This is a genomic window from Photobacterium sp. GB-1, from assembly GCF_003026165.1.
Classification (GTDB): domain Bacteria; phylum Pseudomonadota; class Gammaproteobacteria; order Enterobacterales; family Vibrionaceae; genus Photobacterium.
This window is the reverse complement of the sequence record NZ_PYOB01000010.1, coordinates 21,157-44,867: the sequence shown is the minus strand read 5'-3', so window position 1 is coordinate 44,867 and position 23,711 is coordinate 21,157. Positions and strand designations below refer to the sequence as shown.

Below are 23,711 nucleotides of genomic sequence, written 5' to 3'. Positions count from 1 at the left end.
TGATGTCGATGATAATTCTGCAGTGGTCGGTGGGGCTACAGGCATTTCTTTTGGTGGCTGTGGTAATGATGATGAAGATGGTGTGACATTACCAGCAACTTTTGTTGCGGGTGAGACAATTAATGTTTCTATTACTTACAGGCTAAATTATTTTACTGCGAGCGAAGTTGATTGGGCGTTGTTTATTGATTGGGATAACAATAATGACTTCACTGGTGACTTAACTAACTACGGTACGATATCTCATTCACTAACAGAATCAGGGCAAGGAGCGATTAGAACAATTAATGTTGCTGTTTCAGTTCCAGAAACAGCAGTATTAGGTGAAACATATTTAAGGGTAAGAAATTGTTTAGGAGGTATTATTGGTGAGGAGTCCTATGATTGCCAAGTACCGAAAGGCAGAGCATTAAGTGGTGAGGTTGAAGATTATAAAATTTCAATTGAAGGACCTAAATTAGATTTTGGTGATGCTCCTGATACCAGTGCAGGTACTGGCGCAGGTAATTATCAAACAACAAGCGGTAGTGGTGGCCCTTCACATAAAATTTCAGATACTGATGTAGATGGAGTGGTTGATTTTCGTCTTGGTACCAATTGGGATGATGACAGCGGAACTCTGCAAAATGCTACAGCAACAGCGGATGATACTAATGGTACAGATGACGAAGATGGCATTTCAATTCAGCAAATATTAGCGGATAACTCTTTACCTGAAGTTACCAATGTTTATGCAGGGGATGCGATTAAGCTAACATTTACTGCTGGTATAGATACTAACTCCGGTCACCCTGCCACTGCTTATATCATGAAAACGTGGATTGATTGGGATCAAAGTGGGACATTTGACACTGACGAAGTCCTTTTTGCTGAACAAAGAGCGTTACCTACAACAAGTGACACTTACAACAAATATTTTCTTAATTACAGAGTGCCACTTTACAATTCGACGGGTGATGTATTTATTCGTTCAAGAATATGTTCAACCGATTCATGTCCATCAGGTGGTAGTTTAAATGCTACTGGCCACCTTGATGATGGGGAAGTTGAAGATAAAAGGATGAACATCCAAAGTAGTGAATATGACTTTGGTGATGCCACAGATACTAATACTTACACCAAAACACAGGGTGATTATGCCTCGATATGGACACAAGATGGCGACCCTGTTCCTATGCACCGTAAAGCGGATAGTGATGGTGATGGTCAGGTTAACATCAAATTAGGAAGTATTTGGAACGCCGATAATGGTACAACGACTTCATTTACTGACAGCAGTGATGATGGATATGCCGGTCCTTTCTATTTACCTAAATGTACAAGACAAGATATAACGTTTACCGTCACCGCTGACAATGACTTTTTATCAACAGCGTATATCAATGCATGGATAGATTTTGACAGAGACGGTGAATTCAATACTAGTGATAACTGGTTCCGTCATACAGAAGACTTCTCTTCTGGATCAAGAGTGAGAGAAGTTACTTTAACTGACCAGTTAATCGTATGTTTTGTAAGTTTAGGAGCAAGTTATTTACGTTTTAGGGTTTGCTCTGTTGAAGATGAGTGTCAATATCCAGAAGGCAATATTACACCTAGTCACCTTGTTGCCACTGACGGAGAAGTAGAAGATTATCCAATTACTATTGGTGAGCAACTAACTGTTTCTGGAAAAGTTTATAGTGATGTTAACTCTGACCAATCACCGAGTGGTGGGGCAGAGTCAGGTATCAGTAATGTATTGATTACCTTACATGATAAAACGACTAATACGTGTCAATACGAATCAACCGATGCCAATGGGCTTTACAGTTTCGATATTACATTCGGTAATGATTATGATGTGTATGAAACCTCATCCAGTGGTACGTCAGCCTGTCCTCCTTCTCCTTCTAGCGAGATAGGAGACAGTAGCGGCTTTATTTCAACCTCGCCTAACAAAGTTGAATTAGGCACTGTTACCTCAGATCAAGAGATTAATTTTGGCGATAAATTGTTAGGTAATGCTTTTTCAACTTGTCCTTCAGAGGCATTTGTTAACCCATATCGTTTCTCTTCAGGTGCAAATAGCTATTTTGCTAAATTGTATCCCGTTACTGCATCTGTAACGGCAACAAGTTCAAGTAATAATGATTACGATGCGTTTGGCTTTAGTGTTCAACAGAACAGAATATTTGGTATAGATATAGCGACTCAACACGTAGTTGCGGTTGATTCGGTTGGTTATAAAATATTCAGCGTGAATGTTGGGTTAGATTCTGCAAGGGATTACGTTGCAGGTGATATCAGTGACGATGATATATTGGTTGTAATCGATGATCAGTCAAATGTTCGCTTCATTAATGTTGATTCAAAAAGTGCTAATTATTTGTCAGTGGTAGGGACCACTAGTTTATCGAGTGCGATCAATTTCCAAGATATCGCATTTCATCCAACCAATAGTAACGTTGCCTTTGCTGTGGGTAATAATAACGATGCTTACCGTTTAACCTTTAATTTCTCTAATTATACGGTTACATCGTCGTTAATTACTTCAAATACCCCAAGCAATGTCACAGGCCTTTTCTTTGATGCACAGGGCGTACTTTATATGTATGACCACAATAATGAAGAAATCTGGCGTTTTCCTGTTTCAAGCTCTTCTGCAACGTCGATTACAGGATACTTAGTTAAAGATAATATCGCGGCATTAAATCCTAATATAGGTAGTGATGCTGCAATGTGCCGTAATGCTCAATTCTTAACTGACTTTGCTGATGCACCAGATAGTTACGCCACATTATTTGCTTCTGGTGGGCCAATGCATGACGTAACAAATGGTGGTTTACCGCAAATTGGTAGTGGAAGTTCCGACCATGAAACTGAAGCTGCTGCATCGACGAGTGCAGACGGTGATGATAATGCAGGTTCAGATGATGAGCATGCGTTAACAAAGCCAACATTTTATGGGTATCTTGATTCTTCTAGTGCTGATAGTTCATTGAACGCATTGTCCTTTAATATTCCCGTTACGCCTGCTTCGTCTTCTGGCCATATCTATGCTTGGATCGATTTTGACGGTGATGGTACCTTCTCTGACGAAACCCTATCTACTTCTACCATTTCAACATCAGCAAGTTCAGTGCAATTAACGCTCCCTGTTCCTGCACATGTTCAGCCTGTTGATAGTTTCATCCGTTTAAGAACCTGTGTGACCAGCTCAGACTGTGACATGCCAACAGGTTTATTATCTGCTTCAGGTGAGGTTGAAGATCATGCCATTTCTTTGATGCCTACAGGGGATATTGAAGTAGAGTTGGCACTTGATCCTGGTCAAACAGTCACTAATGGTATTCCTTTTAATCTTGTTGTGTCTGTCAGAAACCACAGTTCATTTATTGTGCGTGATGTTATCTTACAAATGACAATTCCTGATGATTATATTTTCATAAAAGCTTATCAAGGTGATGGCCAAACTGAATTGGCGCCAGGTATTTATGATGAATCAACTAAACAATTAAATCTCGGTAATGTTGGTGTCGGTTTTGATGACTATGCGACATTAAGGTTTATTACGAAAACAACATCGCCAGCTTCTCTTGTGGGCGAGGTGCTTTCTGCGAAAATACAAGATACTGTTTCTTCAAATGATAGCGACACAGAAACTCCAACAGTAGTTACAACAGTACAGCCTAGTATATGTGTAGCACCCATGGTTGAAGAAAGAGGGGACGCTAAACTCGATGCGGCAACTAACGAGTACATTATTACCGAAGAAACAATAAGTCAGCGTGGTTATCTGTGGAGTTACGACCTCATTGATCTTGGTGTTCCGCAATATTTTGAATTGGCAGTTTACCTAGGAGACAGATCATGTAACAGCGGCTGTAATGCTGGTACTGGAACAATAGAAGCCGGTGCCGATGGCATGACTTTTATCATGACAACGGATTCCCGTGGTTTCAACGCCGTCGGTTCATGGGGGGGATTACTAGGTGTTGGCCCTGGAGGTGATGGTCCAATAAGTCCATCGGTTATTTTTGAATTTGACACTTATGATAATGCAGGTAATGGCTACAATGACGATCTGAGTACTGCTGGCGGTACGCCAAATTATATTGATCATACCGCGGTCTATCTAAATGGTGATTTAAGTTCGGGTAATGATGCTATTACATTGATGGATCCTGTTGCGGTTGGTGGCCCTACTGCGACTGGAGCATTAACCGGTGAACTAGAAGATGGCAGATACCACATCACACAGTTTTATTGGGATCCTGCAACGAATAACTTCCGGTATTATTTAGATGGTGTTGAGATAGGAAACGTTACTTTTGATTTTGTCAGTCACTTTAATAATCAAGATAAAGTGCGATTCGGATTCTCTGGTAGTACGGGAGCGGCATGGAACCTACAAAAAGCATGCTTTACTAAAGCTCCAGTTGTGTTGGGCCCCGATCTTGGTGACGCTCCGGATATTTCTGCATCAACAGGAGTCGGTGACTATACAACGACTTATTCGAATAATGGCGCTGCACATGTTCAGTCTGATGATGACGATAATGGAGAAATTGATTTACGATTAGGGGCTCAATGGGATACAGATTTAGGCAGTTATCAAAATCCTATAGCACTTGCTGATGATGCTACCAATTTGGATGATGAGGATGGCGTCACCTTCTCTGTCTCTGAAATTGATGGTGTACCTTTTGCCGCAGCTGGCGAAGTCATTAATGTGACTGTCACCGTCAATGCAGATACTGTGGCGCAAGCAAATCCTATTCACCTATATGGTTGGTTTGACTTTAATCGTGATGGTGATTGGGATGATTCTGGCGAGAAAGTTATAAGCAGTACTAATGCTAATAATGGAATAAATAACTTTAGTGTCTCAGTTCCTAGCAATGTTACGTATGGGTATTCCTTCTTTAGGATTCGAGTATGTGACTCAAGTGCGTGTGATCGAATCGATAGTACTGTGGATATTGGCGAAGTAGAGGACTATAGATTCCTGTTTTATGCCTTATCAAGTAATAGTACCTGTGACACAGCACTTCAAACGCGTTTTGTTAGCTCAAATTACATTTTTGAGCGACTCAACTTGGCTAATAATCCTTTAGATACCACCGCAATAGAATCACCATTAACGGTGATTAATCAGTCAAATATTTCTGGGCTTAATGCCATAGGTTTTGATACAAGCAATGGCTACATTTACGGCGTGTTTGAGAATACGACTACGCAAGAGTTGCATCTTTTTGTTACCGATCGCTCGGCTACAAATGTCGTTGATTTAGGTTATGTTTACGGTGATAGCAATATTGATATTCAGCTATCTGATGGCAACTCTGTTGCTATTTCTAAAGGGAATCCTTTCAGTACAGCTGCTCTTGCTAGTCCTACTGCCGGTGCGATGTCTTCTGATAACCAATACTTATATGTATGGAACCCTGCTTGGCACTCGATAATAAGGATCGATGTTGCAACACAAGAGATGTCAGTCATTGATTTCAACTTCACGGGAGGTATTACAGGGATCTCTGCTGGCGATGATATTGCGGTTGATAGTATTCGTCATCATATTTATGCCGTAGATATTGTGGCAGGGTATTTATATCAAATAACAACATCAGGAGATGTAAGTCGAACCTCATTACAGTTCAATGGATTGGCGTCACCGACAGTGGATGGAAGTGGTAACTTACAAACACAAGCGTTGGTGATGGATAATATGACCAATTTGTATGTATTTACCAATGGTGGTAATCATGACACGAATAATGATAATACAATAGATAGTTCAGATATATCAGCTGTTTATAGAATTAATGTGCCTACCGCTGCTGTGACATTCCAAAAAGAATTGAATACCAGTTCCCAAGTAAATTCTGATGTTGCAGGGTGTTATCAGTCAAAAGATTTCAGTGATGGAGATAGTCAATACCCGACCGCATCTCATTTATACGTTGATAATATAAATAACACAGACAACTCAAATGTGCCTGATGGTATTGGAGACTTCTTATTAGGGACAAATATCGATCCAGAGTTTGAAGCGAAAGTAAGCGCTCAGGCAACGGGGGATAATTATCATGCATTGGATGATGAAGAGCTTTCTATTCCTTCACCAATTATTGTTGAAACACCAACTAATATCGATGTTCCTCTTGTCGGGGCTGGCTATGTGAATGTTTGGGTTGACTTAAATCGTGATTATGACTTTGACGATGCAAATGAGCAGATTGTTAATGATAGTTATTTTAATGCTGGTGCCAATTCTGTTTCTATTGATCTTGATGCCGCGAGTGCTAATGGGTATAGCGGTGAAACGACGATGCGAATTAGGTTCTGCTCTGCACCATCAAATTGTAATACGCCGACGGGAGAGGCGAATGATGGCGAAGTAGAAGATCACGTCTTTGAATTACTTAATCGTATCGTATTAAGTGGATTCATATTTGATGATAATGGTGTTTCAAGTGGTACGGCTCATGATGGCATTAAAGATAGTGGTGAAAGTGGCCTCAGTGATTTTGATGTAACGGTAACGTTTAATGACAGTGGAGTTGCAGGTATTACAACTGGTGACATCATATCAACCAAAACGACTCGCGGAGATGGATATTACCGTTTTGTATTGGGTGTAGATTATTCAGGTAAGAATTTAATTTTAAATGTGGTGCCTCAATCAAGATGGATTGCGGTGAGTGAAGCCAATATTACAGGTGTAAGTCAAGTTACTAGTACAAGTAATCAAGATGGACAAATGTCAGTGAATGCTTTTGCGGGTGATGATGTAGCAGGGCTAAATTTTGGTAAAGTCGCAATGCCATCGTTGACTGAAAATCTATTTAAAGAGACTGAACCAAACAAAGCCGTTTTATTCCCTCATCGTTTTAAATTAGCAACATCTGCGAATGTTACATTTACCATTGAGAAAGACAGTAGGTACACAGACTCTAGTGGTTGGAATATTACTCTTTATTACGATACAAATTGTGATGGAAATATAAATAATATCGATAATAAAGTTATTTTAAATTCAGCAATACTTTATACAGGTTTGACTGATGTATGTTTAATTAGTCGTGTTTTTGTTCCTGCGAATGCGTATTTTAATACTCAGTATGCATACAAAATAAATGCAAGTGTTGAATTAGCAGGTGTTTCTCCTCAATTAACTAAACAAGTTGTGGTAGAAGATACGACTAAAATAACGTATGCAGGCTCTGGTCAGTTAAGTTTATCTTTAACAGTTAATAATATATCGAAAGATAACTCACCATTATTAATTAATAATGGTGAGCCCGGAGATATTCTTGAATATGAGATAACTTATAGAAATAGTGGTACAGGCCCAATAAGAGATATCGTAATTTATGAGAATACACCACCATTTACGAAACTCTCAGAACCAGTAAATTGTTCTTCTTCTGAATTAAGTTGTGTCGTAAATACAACACACGGCACTAATACCGTTGGATATCAAGGTGAAATTCAGTGGACGCTTACAGGCGACTTATTACCAGGACAAATAGGCACATTAAAATACAAAGTTTCTATTGAATAATAATATTATTTTTTCTTAAAAATGGTATTAATAAATTCAGTTTATCTAATATTATTTATATATAGCTATTAATTTTTTTCAGGAGGTTATTTTATATATAAAAATAATGTAATTATTCTCAATATGCGAAGCCATTATATTAACTTTAATTTAATTAACTGAAAAATAATGATTTATTTATTGGCATGCGATTAGCATGATGCTTTCCTGACATTGTGTCTTTTATATTTAAATGGAGTAAGTATGAAAAACTTAATATTAATTTTTTTACTTAATTTAGCACTTGCGTTTTCTGCTTCTGCTAATCAACCGCTAACAAGTCAAATGAATGCCTATTTAATAGAAGTTGATAAAAATGGTAAAGAGTTATTAAAGTCTGCTGATGAAGTTTCACCTAAAGATACAGTTGAATATCAACTGGTTTATAAAAATCATAGTGATCAATCATTATCTGGTTTAGTTATTACCGGTCCAATCCCTGAAAATACTCAATATGTAGGTAATACCGGTAAAACCATTATTGCATCTAAATTCTTGGTCAGTATTGATGGTGGTAGCACTTTCGAAACTGAGCCCGTTAAACGCGAAATAATGAAAGATGGTAAAAAAGTGGAGGTCATTATACCACCAGAGAAATATACCGATGTGCGTTGGATTCCTGAAAGTCCAATTAAAGCATCAGAGCAACAGATATACACCTATCGTATCGAGGTTAAATAATCAAAGTTGAGGCCCGTGCGGATGCAAGGGATTAGCTAAGTAATACGAAGATCAATTAACACCTAAAAGGTAAATACTACATGAATACGCAACTAAAACCCATAATGACGTGGTTTGCTGCGGGTTTAATATCAGTAGGTGCAGGTGCTTTGTCTAGTCAAGCCCTTGCAGCCACGGCAGCCGGAACTGATATTAAAAACTTAGCAACCGTAACGTATGAAGATGCCGCTGGTAATACATACAGAGCCTCTTCGAACGAATCAGTTGTAACGGTACAACAAATCTATAGTGCAACAATCGAAACAGATAACGATGTATCTGCAGCTCCAGGTTCTACCATTTACATCCCTCACGTGGTGACTAACACCGGTAATGGTCAAGATGTTTATACATTGACCTTTGCTGATGGTTTACCTGCAGGAGATGGTCGTACCGACACCATAGATTCAGTGACATTAAAACTGTTTGATGACGCTAACACAAATGGTACACCAGATGCAGGTGAAACAGAATTCACAAGCGGCGATACCATTACATTACTCGCTGGTGAAACAATGAACTTGATCGTTGGTGTGGGTGTACCTGCAACAGCGAATATGAGTGATACCTTAGGGATTACCTTAACGGCTGAAGCGCATAATGCTGGGGGTGCAGTTAGTACTCCAGTTACAGATTCTGTAACTGATGTAGGTACAAATAATGACTCTGCTAACGGTACTAACGCCGATGTAATTACAGTAACTAATAATGCTGTAATTGATATCAATAAGGCGTCAACTCACTTAACGGGTCTAGGTTATACAGAAAGTTCATTTGGCTTGGATCTGGATAATGATGCAACCACTGACCATCCAGTAGAGTTAATTGAGTATGTTGTAACGGTAGCGAACAATGGTAATACAAACGCTGATAATGTGACTATTTTTGATGGTCAGCCAGCTAATACTGCCATTATTCAAGGCCAAGCGACATTGACACAATATAACCCGATATCTGATGGTCTCTTTGCTGCATATGGTGATACAACGACCACTTATGCTGCAAATATTGTTGACGAAACGAGTCATGGCGTCGACTTAGACCAAGATGGTTCAACAGAGGCAAGTGGTGAGAGCCTTATTGCAGGCGGTACTGATGTAAACTCTGATGGTGATGCAATAGATGATAATATTCCGGGTTTATACGCTGTCGATGCCGAATTACCCTCTTTCACCTCTGTGTCAATGACCTTCTATGTTGCTTATTCACCAGCGATAGTTGATGGTGATGTGGTCGTTCGAAACAGTGCATATGCCTGTTCAGATTTAAACGGTGATGGTGATACAGTAGATACAGGTGAGTGTGCTGATCCAACAAGTCCTCCACCAAGTACTTCAAATCCAACAGAAGTCGTCACAGAAACAACCACAGGTGTTGATGTGTCCGATACGGGGACAACAAGTACAAGTGGTTTAGGTGGTGATGACGATAACACTGTTGATGATACTCAAACTATTACGACAGCACCGACTGGCAGCGAGTTCTTTCTTTATAACAAAGTGGCGAACAACGGTAACAAAATTGATATGTTCGATGTTACCACACCAGCACCAGGTGACCCAGGTAACAGTTTCCCTGCTGGCACAACGTTTAGTTATTGGAATGCAACAGGTACTGCTCAGTTAGTCGATAACAACAGCAATAGTATTCCTGATACTGGACCTGTCCCATCCGCAACGTGTTTAAATTCAGGTTTACTTGCCGATGCAGCAAGAACTGAAGATGGAATAACGTTGAACTGTAATGAAATGCTAATACGTGTTGTTGTTCGCTTACCACCAGATGCTCATAATTCAACTGCACCATTTAATGCAACAACAACCATTACGTCTACAAATGATCCAACAATTTCAGCATCGAAAACTGAAAGTTTGACTACGGTATCACCACCAACGGTTGATGTGGCAAACCAACAAATTACGCCAAATCCTACAACCAATGTGGATCCTGTCGATGTAACAGATGGCACATTAGATCCTGCTGATATCGCCACTGTATTTAATGATGCAGAACTTGGTCAAACGTTGACAACGACAGTATATATTACGAACGAAGGAGGCAGTCCTGATTCATTCACACTAACCACTGGCGGTAGTTATGACGTAGCTGGTACAGCTTGGCTTGCGGATATGCCAACAAACTGGACTATTGTGTTTAAAGATGCAGGTATCGATACCGATTCAGATGGTACTGTAGATGTTCTTGGTACTAATACTGTCATTACGACCACACCTCCTATTCCAGCCAATGGCACACAAGTATTAACGGCAGAAATAACCGTTCCACTGGATCCAATCTATGCTCGTGCACAAGCAAATGATTCCGCGTTACCGTTTGCTGCTGGTGAGCAAGCAAGTGCAATAGATGCAAATAGTGATGGCGATAATGATTACATTATTTATATCCAAGTAACCTCAGCAGGTTCTGGTGCGACAGACATTAAAGTAGAAGCAATTGATATTCGTACGATTGCGAGCATTGATTACACGCCTACTACACTGTCAAACCAAATTGAAGCTGGTGGTGGTATTGCATATGAACACTTCCTATCTAACACTGGTAACACAAGAGAATACATCACATTAGATTCTGCTAACGATAAAGCAGCAGATGGCTTTGATAATACGTTAACTATATTAGATAACGATACGGGCCAACCTATTGAGATTGGTAACTTGTGTGATACAGGTGATAGAACCATTAATGTTGTGCCAATGGATGGTGGTGCTCCAATCGCTGTTGAAGTGCAATGTGACGCAAGTGACGGTACTGATTTACAGCCAAATATCCAGTTAGAACCGGGTGAAAGTATTCCTCTATTGAATACGGTATTTGCCCCAACTAATGCAACTGCGGGTACTGTGAATAAGACAACACTTACTGCTGTCGTCGTTTCTGCTCCAACTATTACCGCACAGGCTGAAGATAACTCAGAAGTTATTGCAGGTCAGCTACGCTTGTACAAATATGTAGATCTTGACGCAAATTGCGACTCGATTCCAGATAGCGATGGTGGATTCCAACAAAGACATTCTACGCTTGTCGAGCCTGGTCAATGTATTATTTGGAAGCTTGTTGCAGTGAATGAAGGTACAGATGATGCACTTAATGTAGTTGTAACGGACGAGTTAACCGAATACACCACGTTCCTCGATCTCACAGGTGCAAATGTTGGTGAGCTTAAGTCATGTCGTAACTCAATAACTACTCCTGTGTTATTTGGTGCTGGTACATATTCATTAACGTCAGATAACTTAGGTCCTCTATGTAACCCTGATGCTACAAGCCATACAGCAGGTACCATAACTCAAGGAGTTAGTGGTTCTGGTGTTACTTACACCATCGGAACACTTGAGCCTGGTGATAAAGTTATCAGTCACTTCTCAGTAACCGTTGATTAAATCACATTAATAAAGTCCTCCCTACAATTGTAGGGGGGCTTATTAAGCGTATTGCTAATTCGTTTAATAAGCCCTTTTCTTTTTCCCTTGGAGATCGCAATGGCATCCTATTATGTGGTAACTATTTTTAAGTTATTAGTTATCTTCATTCTATGTTGCAATAGTTTCTATGTCTCTGCTCTTACTCCTGCAGGGACAAGAATCACGCATCAATCGCAGATAACATATTTTGATCCAGAATCTGGAACAAACATTTCGGTTATTTCTAATTTTTCGACAATTACTGTTGCGCGTGTTTATGATTTCGAATTAATAACTGACTTTAGTGATGTTGAAGATGAAAATAGCCAAAGGTTAGCAGCAGCAGGAACAACGATTAATATACCTATTACGATTAGAAATACCAGTAATACAAAAGATAGTTATAAGGTTAATGTAATTAACTCTCCAGGAGATAATGGCGATATATACTCATTTAATTCAGGTGAAGTTAAAATATATAATGACTTTGATGGCAATGGTATTCTTGATGCTGGCGAAAATGAATTAAAAAAAGACAGTGATGGCAATTATATAACGTCTATTCTTGGTGTTGATGAAATAACAGCGTTACTTTACGTAATATCGATTCCAAGTCATGCTGTCGAAGGAGATTTTTATAACTTAAGTGGTAATATTGTTTCACTTGGTAATAATAATAAATCAGAGTTTAGTAATATAAAGGTTGTTGTTGTAGATGGTTCAGTAATTAATCTAACTATTCATAATAATCCTATTTGTTCTCAACATGTTGGTCCACTTGGCGATATGGAATATATCGTTCATTATAATAGTATTGGGAATAAATTACCTGATGTATCCTCTGACGGTTATCTCGTTTTTACCAAAAATGAAGCGGGTCAATTACTTTCATCATATGTGACCGGTGTATTAATTACGGTAACACTTCCCGCCAATGTTCGGTTAAAGCAAGATAAACTTAATGATGACGGGACTCCACTAAGAGATCATGCACCTATTAATTTCACTATGCCTAATTCAAACGGCGTGTTTAATGGAGGACTTGTCGTTGTTGGGATTAATAATACGTTCTTACTAGAACAAGAAAATGAAACCTTAGACTGGCATGATTACGGTACTTGGGATGGTGACGGTAATGTAGAAAAGATAGGTTTTCTTGTATCACCAGATCACCTTAAACCTGGGCAGTCGGGACACTTTAGCTACTATCTAGAAGCGAATACTATTTTACCACGTGGTGATTTGAGCCCTCTTCAAGTTTACTCTAGAGCAGAAGCTGAGATCTCTGATTCTGAAAACATTGTGACTCAAAGCAGTAAAGTTTGTAATACCTTGTTTGATGATAGCTCTTCATTTTCGAATGACCCTGATAATAATCAAGTGATTAGATTTCAATTGTTTAACCCTGAATTGTTTGCAGCGAGTCAAAATGTTTTAGTGAGACACTCTGATGATGATCACTATATTGATAACGATTTTTATTTTGTTAAAGAAACGGAAGAATTTCATGTAAAGCTTGATGCAATTAGTGCGCGTATTGAATTAGTAGAAGCCAATATGCATCGTTCGGTTATCGATATTATTGGTCCAGAAAGTTCTCACTATCCAATCATGGTAAGAACTGAAAAAGGTAAAGATTCTTTTCATTGGATGTTTGCTGAAACAGGTGCCAATACAGGCATATTTAGAAGTATTATACCGCTTCATGCATCGTTAATTGATGAAGATTTTCTTCGTGTTAAACAAGATCACTGCCTGGATGATGTCAATAGTAGTGTGGTTCCTTCAGGAGCTGGTTCTGGTTTTTCGGCGCTCTCAGACTTAGTGTCAGGAATAACAGCATTGGTTAATTTTAACGCAGATTTTCTTCAGGGGACTACGGCGGAAAATTGTGAAATTAAATCAGAAACGGATGACGTACTTTACTTAGATGTTATGCGTCGTGGCTCTGCAAAAATTATTTTGGATACCACCGCTAAAATAAGCCCAGAGTTCACTGTGTTTGATACAACGACATTTAAACCTGTAGAAAATGTAGATGTACATTTTTATCAAACAACAAATGGTTCCGCCCCTGATGCTAAAGTAAGAGCGCCTAATGTTGATAATTATAAGGCTCCTATTGCGTCAGTGAGGACGAATGAAAATGGTATTGCATTATATCCTAAATTAACTAAGTCCGATAATGAATATTATTTTATTTCTGTGGATCCTCCTACAGGATTTACGTGGCCTTCTAATTATACAGATATTAATACATTTAATATTTTTAATGTTAAGCCTGAGTCTTATGGTCCTTTTGGTAATGAAAATATTGCTGATTCAGGTATCTTTGAAATTAGAGGTCGTACATTAGTAAATCAATTCGATATTCCGATTGATCCAGGAATTGTCGATAGAAAATTAACGTTAAGTAAAACGGCAGATAAAAAAACAGCTGAAGTTGGTAGCTTTGTTAAATATACAATAATAGTAAATAATACCTTACCTGACGGCTCACTCTATAATGCTAAAATTATTGATAAGATTCCTTATGGATTTAAATATATAGAAGGCAGTGCTCGTTTAAACGAGGTTAAGATAGATGATCCAATAGCGAATGAAAATAAAGACACTTACACATTCTCTATTGGAGAGCTCAAAGGGGTAAACTTTGAGCCTACTTATGGTGTATATACGCTTGATTACGTCTTGCAGTTATCTGCAGGTGCGATTGATTCTGATGGAATTAATTACGCCTATGCCGAAGCCTCTTCGATGGCTGGTGGAGGACTAATCACATCAAATGTCGATAATTATCAGATCATCCCTTCTCAAACAGGCGTGATGTCCGACAGTGGTATCATTTTTGGTCGTGTATTTATTAATGCCAAATGTAATAAGTTAATGAAAAGTGATATCTGGCCGATTGGTGGAGTAAAAATATATTTAGAAACGGGTGATTATGTTATCACAGATGAAAATGGTCAGTATTCAATGTTTGGTATTAACCCCGGAAATCACGTACTAAAAGTTGATAGAGAAACATTACCAGATGATATTGAACTATCAGTAAATGGAAGTAGAAATGCTGGAGTACCATTTTCTCAATTCATTGATCTCATGGGGGGGGAAATGCACAAGGCAGATTTTGTTAGCCCATGCCCTACAGATAATCAAGAAGAAATTTATGAGGAACTTAAGAAGCGAAATGAAAATATTAATGGCGACTGGTTATTTGAAGAACAAATAAAAAGTAATGGTAATAAAAAGACAACGTCGAAAAAGGTAAACACGTCAGATTTAGTATCTGGTGTTGTCAGTGGGCCTAAAAATAAGGGTGATAATAAAAACGAGAGTGTATCAAAATTGTCTTCATTTAAAGGTTATGCCCTGCAAACATTTGAAGGCAATCAGATAGAAGCTGAAAATTTCATCAATAAACTGCCACGTAATATAAAAAAGAAATCATATATTTATCCAGTCTCTAATGATGTTGTTGGAGTAAGAATTGGTTTTAGTCACAATCAAGAAAATTTAATTAATTTACGCCAAAAGTTGATTGAAAATAATATTGAGAATAAACCAAAAGAAACATTATATGATCGTATTTTAGATGACGATAAATTAAACATTGATAATCTTATAGAAGATAAAGTACCTCTACCTCAGGAAGAAGTAAAAACGATTACTCAGTCTGAAGCAAAAGAAGGTACATGGTATTGGCCAAAAGGCGAATATAGTTATGATGGTCGTTTTATTGTTGTAATTAGAGGTGATGTTAACCCTAGCTTATACATTAATGGTGATCTAGTTGATGACACCCAACTTGGTGAACGTATTATCAATAAAAAGGAAAGGGCCCAAATATTAGCTTGGTATGGGGTAGAACTTACTGATGGAACAAACCTTGCCCAAATAAAAACAATGGATAGTTTTGGTAATGAAAGGATATTGTTAGAAAAGGAATTTCGTCACCCTAAATCAGCGAAAAATATAGAATTAATTTTAGATGAAACATCATTACAGGCTGATGGTGGACGATCTGCAATACCAATAACATTAAAATTAACCGATGAGTTTGGAAATTTAGCGCGGGGTATTTACTTTGTAACGTTAAATAATGATATGGGATTGCCTTGGTTAGAACCAGATATCCAAGCGTCTATTAATGGTCATCAGGTTCGAGTAATTAATGGGGTAAAAACGATCTATCTGCGTAGTAGTAACGAATCAGGAAAAATAAAAGTTAAAGCAGAGCTCAATGCGCTTGAAGATGTTGTAGATATTTATCAAGTCGCAGCAAGTCGACCTTTATTTGTTAACGGTATACTTAGTTATACTGGTAAATATGGTAAATTTTCAGGTTTAGTACCGTCTTCACAAAAAGAGGGTTTTGAAAATCAACATTATTCTGACGATGAAAGAGCCGCTATTTTCATGAAAGGTAATATTAAAGGAGATTTACACTTAACATTAAGCTATGACTCGGCAAAAGAAGATGTAGCGTTACAAAGAGAAATTTCACCTGATAGTTACTATCCTGCTCCCGGTGACGCAAGTATCAGGGGTTATGATGCAAGAAGTGATTCAAAATTATTCGTTAAACTCGAAAGAGATCGCAGTTATGCAATGTGGGGTGACTTCAGTACATCTGACGGTGTATATGAATATGATTTAGCCAGAACAAGCCAAATACTTAATGGTTTTAGTGGCGTATTTGATAAAGGTCCCGTTCGCCTTCAATTATATGCCTCACAAGCAGAAGATTTGCATAAGGTCGAGGAAGTACCCGGTAATGGTACAGCAATGGATTATACCTTAACTGATGGTCGATTAGTTCGTCACTCTGACATTGTTTCCCTTATTACTTACAGTAGAGATAACCCGGGTCTTATAATAAAAGAGACATCTCTCAAACGTTATTTTGATTACACAATTGATTATTTTACAGGTGCTATCAGATTCAATAGGGTCATCCCGATGTTTGATGAGGATTTTAATCCAGTTAAAATTCGTATTGCTTATGATTTAGATGGTGACGGGGAAAAGTATGAAGTCGCTGGTACGCGCGGGTTTTATAAGTTTAATTCATACTTTGATTCGGGCTTTAGTTATGAATATAACAGCAGTGATTCTACTGGTTATCACTTAGGAGGTATTTGGGTAAATTATAATATAAATAATAAAACTGAGATCAAAGCATCCGTCGCATCCTTATCACACGATAGGCTGTCTGAGGATGAAATGCTTGGTTCAATATCATCAATCGATGAGACTAAAAAAGTCTCAAATGCAATGGCTTATAAATTAAAATTAAAACGCGATTGGAGCCCTGGCAGCTTCTCTGAATTAGAATACTCATATGCAGATGATGATTTCTCTAATTCTGCAGCACCAGTAGTAGCTGGAAGGCAGGAGTTTAAATTACTTCATAGACAAAAATTATCTGGATTAATGAATTTAAATATTAATGCTAGCCACTCAGAAAAATTATCGACTAAAGATTATCAACAGTCTGTGGCAGTAAATATCGATTCAAAAATTTTGGGTTCTAAGTGGACAACGACATTAGGTAGTCGATATATAAAAAATAAAACAGAAGAACAAACGGAAAGTTATACAACGGCTATTTTAGGATTAGGTCGAACATTTGATTTATTTAATAAGCCCGGTCGTATTGATTCTGAATATGAACGAAGCTTCGGTCATAAGAGCAAACAGCGTTTTAATATAAAAGCAGATTGGCAATTACACAAACAGGCAAGCGTTTATAGTCAATATGAATACATTGATTCACTAACGGGTATTAATAATTTAGGTAGTGGAACAACAAGTCAGTTTACAGCTGGTATTGATATAGATTGGCTGCATGGAGGCAGTACATTTAACGAATTTAGGCAACGTGGCGTTAGCAACGGAAAAATGATGGAACTGGCTAACGGTTACCGTGGGCAGTTTGAAGTTATTCCAGGTATCAGCGTTGACCCATCTGTTGAGTATGTAGAGGTTTTAAAAGGGGATAAAGAGTCAGGTTTTGCCGTTTCTTTGGGGGTAGCTGATATACGTAACCCTAATTTTAAAACAACAGGGAGAATGGAATTTAGACGTGGTGATCAGGAAAACTATTACGGTTTCCTTGGTGCGTGGATCACACGTTTAAATCAGGATTGGAGCGGTTTAGTAAGGGAAGAGTATCGATACGTAGATAAAAAAGAGACAAAGAATACTTGGGATAACCATTTAAGTATCGCTGCTGCTTACAGACCAAGATTAAAGAATAATTATCACCTTCTAACATCCTATGAATGGAAAGTTGAGGATAATGAAAACAAAAGAGAAGCCCATATCTTTTCTGCTCATCAAAATCTTGAGTGGTCAAATGATTGGATATTATCTGGTAGGTTGGGAGTTAAATTAGAAGATTTTTCATATTACGATGATTATTATAACTCTGTATCCACCATACTTGATGCGAGATTAATTTATAACTTTAGTACACGTTGGGATTTCGATGTTCATGGCGGAATATTAGGAACTGACTGGTTTGATAGTCGACGTTATTCAGTTGGTATAGGAGCAAATTATATAATTTATAGAAATATTCGTCTTGGCGTTGGATATAATTTTATGGGATTTGCTGATAGTGACTTAGACCCTCAGGGTTATAACTTAGATGGATTTTATTTCGATATTATGTTCGCTCTTGATGAGAGTCTGTTTGGTTGGCTAAGTGAATAATGAGGTAATACCTGAATGAAGAAGTTATTATTTCTATCAGTTCTTTCTTCTTTTCTCCTAATTCAAAGCGGTTGTGTTAAGGAAGAAGAGATATTCGTCGACTATGGTGATTTATCTCAATTAGATTCAGATTTATATAGTGTTTACTACGAATGGCCCAGTGTGATTAATTTTGATTTTGATGATTTTCAATTAGATTATGGTGATAAGTTAAAGTTAGATAAAGTGGCGCAAACATTGCTTAGTAATATTGAGTTGAAAGTTGCGTTAATTGGATCAGCTGATCCTGAAGGCAGTAAAAATTACAACAATAAATTATCACAAAATAGAGCCTTATCGGTGGCGAGATATCTAATTGATAGTGGCGTTATGAGAACTCGAATAGTAGTAACTTCATCAGGGGTTAGTAACAAATACCTGAAAACGAATGATAGAGATGCCAATTTTGTTAATCGGCGTGTTCAAATTCTTTTACTTGGCACTGATTCTAATCCAGTTGAAATGATGTATGAAGTAAAACAATCTGACTAATTTTTACAGAGGACGTCATATGCATTATATAAGGTACTTCTTTGGTCTAATTGTAATATTTTATCTTTTTGTGAGTCCTCTTAGTTATGCATTGACCGAGTCTGGTACGATTATTAAAAACCAAGTAGGTGCGACCTATAAAGACAGCAATAACATTACTCGTTCAACAGCTTCTAATATAGTTGAAACATTCGTTCAGCCCGTTGTTTCTGTAACGGTTAGCGCTGATCAGACTAAGTTTGTTGCCCCCTCTGGTACAGTAAGATTTAATCACATTATTACCAATACGGGTAATGATGAAGATTCTTTTACATTATCCACGTCTCTTTCTAGCACAGCAATGACGAGCATTGCTATTTATCCTGATGAAAATAATGATGGTATAGAAGATGAGTCCTTAGGAATAATATCTTCTATTGGTCCTTTGGCGCCGGGTGAAAGCTATCATGTTGTTCTTTTGGGTGCTATTTCACCGAGTGCATCAAATGGAGATACGGGTACCGTTTCTTTTACTGCAACAAGTCAGTCATTTGCTAATAACGCGACAACGGTGCTTTCTGGTGGTGCGAGTTCTGCGATTAATACAGATACAGTGACAGTAACAAATTTACCGATCATAGAAATGACCAAATCTATGAATCAAAATGAGGGGGCTTCTCCAAGTGGTCCATATGTGGTGACATTGTCTTATAGTAATGTCGGTTTAACCGATATGTCATTGACTCAGACAAACGGCATTATGCTAAGTGATGAGCTTCCAGTTGGAATGAGATTCAATGGGAACGTAACTTGGAGCCTGAGCAGCGGCATAATTGGTGATATATCTAGTGGCAGTGTCAGCGAAGGGGATAGTGATTTATCATTCACATCATGTATAGCAGGTGCTCCATCTTGTCTTTCGCAAGATAAAGTTTCGTTTACTCTAGATGGCTTATCTTCAAATCAAAGGGCGACGATAAGTTTTGAGGTAATGATAGATTCTGGCTTAGTTGCCTCTAGATTAACGAACCAAGTAACGTTTGGCTACGATGAAGACAATGACGGTATTGTGGGAGCAAGCGAGCAACATAAATATAAAACCAATACCGTCCCATTTACTATCACACCACTTCATGCAGTTGTTGCGAATACAGGGGGATGTGGTGCCAATGATACGGCTTGTAATGCAACCGATAATATTAACTATGAACTAATGACTGTTGCCAATGCAGCGCAAGGTTCTAGAGTGTCATTTACAAGCTATATCTGGAACTTAGGTAATGATGAAGATACATTTAATCTTGAACTCTTACCTTCATCCACGTTCCCTGCGGGTACAAGTTTTATGATCTATGCCGGTAACGGTGTAGTACCTTTACTCGATAACGACGGTGACAGTAAAGTCGATACTGGTGTTATTCCTGCCGCTGGCTCAACCTGTCCTTCTTATTTGATTACAGCGGCTGGTAGCCAATGTGGTGCTAAAGTTATCGTTACAGCGACATTACCACCGGGGTCATTTGGTGGTGGGCCCTATTTTGTAGCACTACAAGCAACTTCTTCGAGTGATACTTCTCAGTCGGATACAGTGGGTAACCAATTAACAACGATTGCTCAAAGCACTGTCGACATTACAATAAATTATCCTTCTGAAACATCATCAACGACACAGAATAACTGTGATAATGTGAATGACGGCTGTGGGTATGGAGCCGGTGTCGAGGGGGCTGCTGTCGTTACGAATACAGCTAACCCGTCTACATCCACAACGTTTACGATATTTATTACCAATACCTCGACTGTTGCAGATACATATGTATTAGATTTTAGTAATGTTATTCCTTTCTCTTCAAAGGTATTAACAAGTGGTTTTACCGTTGTGTATACAGACACGAATGGCACACCAATAACAAATATTCCTCTTCTCTTACCTGATGAAAGCATTGAAATCAGAGCGCTAGTTTCTATTGACCAAACGGTAGGTATCTCAACTGAAAACCTCTATTTTAAGGTGAGTTCCCCTTCTACTGGTGCTGAAGATACCGTTTTCACTGCGGTTTCCGTTGAGTTAATTAATATTGTTGGTCCAGGAGGTGGAGGAGACCAATGTTTAGTCATCGGTACACCAAATCAATCTGGCGTTACCCAACCAGGGCGAGCAACCATCTATAAACATATTATTGATAACAATACAGCAGAATCATACACAGGCGTTTCATTCTCTCTATTGGATTCAGAGCCCGGTTTTACATCAATGATATATTTAGATAGCAATGGTAACGGTGAGTTCGATGGTAATGATACTAAGATTGATTCCACAGTGGACTTTGCCCCTTTAACGGAAGTCACTATTTTCTTAAAAGTCACAGTTGATTCAAATGTCCCATTAAACACAGTCAATAACTCGTCGATTTCGGCAACAGTAAGCTGTGGGGATATTTTAATGGTTGACTCCACAACTGTTGCCAACATAAGTATGCGAATTATCAAAGAGCAGGCTAAGGATGCCGGCTGCGATGGTATAGTTGATGCAGGAAGTGCTTATTCATTAAATTCGTTCTCTGTTGCGCCCGGTGAGTGCATACTTTACCGCTTAACTGCTGAGAATATTGCAATAGAAGATGCACACGAAGTTGTATTAACTGACGCGACGCCAGCTTTTACAACGTTTAAAGTGGTTGGGGGAATTCCTAATATAGACAAAGGTTCAATCAATATTATTAGTGATGGAAGCACTGGCGCGATAATTGGTAATGTAGGAACCGTCGCGCCCGGAGAAAGAGCGGTAATGGAGTTTGCTATAAGAGTTGATGATTAAAAACTAACGTAATATTAAGCGAATAAAAAAATCCATATTTTCTAAATATGGATTTTTTATTTCATCTTATGTCTTTGATAATTTTTAACTATGTGTGTACTTAGTTAATACTATTGATTACTTCAATCGCTTTTTTATTACCATTTCGGGCGGCTTTATTTAGCCAATATTGGGCTTTTTCAATGGATTCACTTGTACCATCGCCATTTGCATACATACTTGCCAAGTTATACATAGCAGTATTATTTCCTAAATTGGCTGATTTAATATACCAAAATAAAGCTTTTTTATAATTTTGTTGAATGATAGTGCCTTGGTCGTAGATACGAGCCAAATAAAAACTAGCATCTGGATTGCCTTTATTATCCTCTTTCTCAAGTGCTTTAACTAAATCATATTCATTGTTTTTAATTAGAAAAGGATTATCGATACTTAGGGTGATTGATTTAAAGTGAGCATTAGGTATATTTTGTTTTGCTGCTATTTGATAGTGTTTATGACTTTTAGCGATGTCTTTCTTCTTGTTATAAAGTCCACTTTGATAAATTTCGCCTAATGTAAAATGTGAATAGCCATGTCCTTTTTTGGCTGATTTTTCAATTAAATCAATGGCTCTTTCAATTTCAGAACGAGTATTAATCAAAGATATTGCAAGAAGGTAGTCACTGTATTCATTCCTTTCGAAGTCATCAACTGAGAAGATTTCAATGCAACGTTTAAAGTTATTTTTAATAAAATACAAGTAACCTAATGTGTACGTTGATGGAGCATGCCCTTTAGCATTTGTTTGTAGAAGTAGCTCTTCTGCATAATTTAAGTCAACATCTCCTCCTCTGCCATCAATTAACATTAATGCCAAAGAGTATTGAGAGAAAGTATGATTATCATTTGAAATGGAGATTTTATAGTAAAAACGCGCCTTTTCTTCAGATAACTCAACCCATTCTCCAAATTCATACAGATGACCTAAATAGTATGCAGCATCAGAATCGCTATTGGCGAGCTCTTTTAACTTATTGATAGCCTCTTGTTTATCATGACTGCTATAAATAGGATGTTCAATGATGGAAATAAACTCTTTAATTGTAAATTTTTTATTATTATCAAATGACAAATTATTTATTGTTTCTTTTTCAAAAGGCAAATCTTTATTATCATTTTGAGAGTTTTTTTCTTTATTTGCAATTTCATTGTTTTTTAAATCATTATCAGAGCTGCAACTCATTAATAATAAAATAATGACGATACACTTCCTCATTATTGATTTCTCCTTTCCCTGTACTATTTTTAATTTTAGAACATAAGTGAAGGGATGTATTATGCGTTATCTATTTATTTTATTATTAAGCAGTCTATTAACAGCGTGTGCGTCAAGTAATATTACGTCATCTTGGGTGGACTCGTCATATACAAAGTTTCCAATAAAAAGCACGATGGTTGTTGCTATGTCTGACAACTTACGTGTAAGACGGATCTTTGAAGATGATATGGTCAAACAATTACAAGCTCATGGGGTGGATGCGATCCCAAGTTCGCAAATTTTTCCTAATGAATTACCGTCTAAAGGTGATATTGCGGCTTATGTGAAAAAACATAATACCCAAACCGTTTTTGTCGCAAAATTGATAAATATTGAAGATAAAGAAGTGAGATATCCGGGTAATACCGGTTATGGCTATAATCGAGGTATTAGTTTTAACAGCTACTACAATACGTCTTATAGTTATATTTACGATGATAGTTACTCTGTTTCTTACGAATTTGTAAACGTTGAGTTCACCTTATTTGATACGCAAAGTCATATCCCGATTTGGTCAACATCATCAGAATCTGTTGATCCAAGTGATATGAATAATATTATTGATGAATTAACGGGAATATTAATCACGAATATGAAAGACAATAACGTGATCAGATAGAAATTTAAAAATAG

The 23,711-nt window shown here is 37.7% G+C and carries 8 protein-coding genes; 7 read left to right on the top strand and 1 reads right to left on the bottom strand.

The genetic code is table 11. From position 1 onward, the window contains the following. Positions 1-22: 22 nt before the first annotated feature. From C9J45_RS11810 to C9J45_RS11785, 6 genes are all read left to right on the top strand, one after another. Positions 23-7,549, top strand: coding sequence for a GEVED domain-containing protein (locus C9J45_RS11810; protein WP_369918875.1), 7,527 nt, complete (start codon positions 23-25; stop codon positions 7,547-7,549). A 243-nt stretch (positions 7,550-7,792) separates the two neighbouring features. Further along, positions 7,793-8,269: a hypothetical protein gene (locus C9J45_RS11805; protein ID WP_107206757.1), complete on the top strand. Its 477-nt coding sequence runs from the start codon at positions 7,793-7,795 to the stop codon at positions 8,267-8,269. Positions 8,270-8,349: 80 nt separating this feature from the next. After that, positions 8,350-11,709, top strand: a complete 3,360-nt coding sequence (locus C9J45_RS11800; protein ID WP_233217690.1) for a hypothetical protein — start codon at positions 8,350-8,352, stop codon at positions 11,707-11,709. 99 nt (positions 11,710-11,808) lie between these two features. After that, on the top strand, positions 11,809-18,450 hold the full coding sequence (locus C9J45_RS11795) for a DUF11 domain-containing protein (protein WP_107206756.1): 6,642 nt from the start codon (positions 11,809-11,811) through the stop codon (positions 18,448-18,450). A gap of 15 nt (positions 18,451-18,465) precedes the next feature. Next, positions 18,466-18,981 (top strand): OmpA family protein, encoded by a 516-nt coding sequence (locus C9J45_RS11790; RefSeq protein WP_107206755.1) that lies wholly within the window; start codon positions 18,466-18,468, stop codon positions 18,979-18,981. A 19-nt stretch (positions 18,982-19,000) separates the two neighbouring features. Continuing rightward, complete coding sequence (locus tag C9J45_RS11785; RefSeq protein ID WP_107261207.1) at positions 19,001-21,778, top strand: hypothetical protein; 2,778 nt, start codon at positions 19,001-19,003, stop codon at positions 21,776-21,778. A 100-nt stretch (positions 21,779-21,878) separates the two neighbouring features. Here the strand turns inward: C9J45_RS11785 and C9J45_RS11780 are convergent, their stop codons facing one another. After that, positions 21,879-23,036, bottom strand: coding sequence for a tetratricopeptide repeat protein (locus C9J45_RS11780; protein ID WP_107292559.1), 1,158 nt, complete (start codon positions 23,034-23,036; stop codon positions 21,879-21,881). A gap of 187 nt (positions 23,037-23,223) precedes the next feature. Between C9J45_RS11780 and C9J45_RS11775 the strand changes: the two genes are divergently transcribed. Then, entirely contained in the window at positions 23,224-23,697 is a 474-nt protein-coding gene (locus C9J45_RS11775) for a hypothetical protein (protein WP_233217689.1), read from the top strand. Positions 23,698-23,711: the final 14 nt, after the last annotated feature.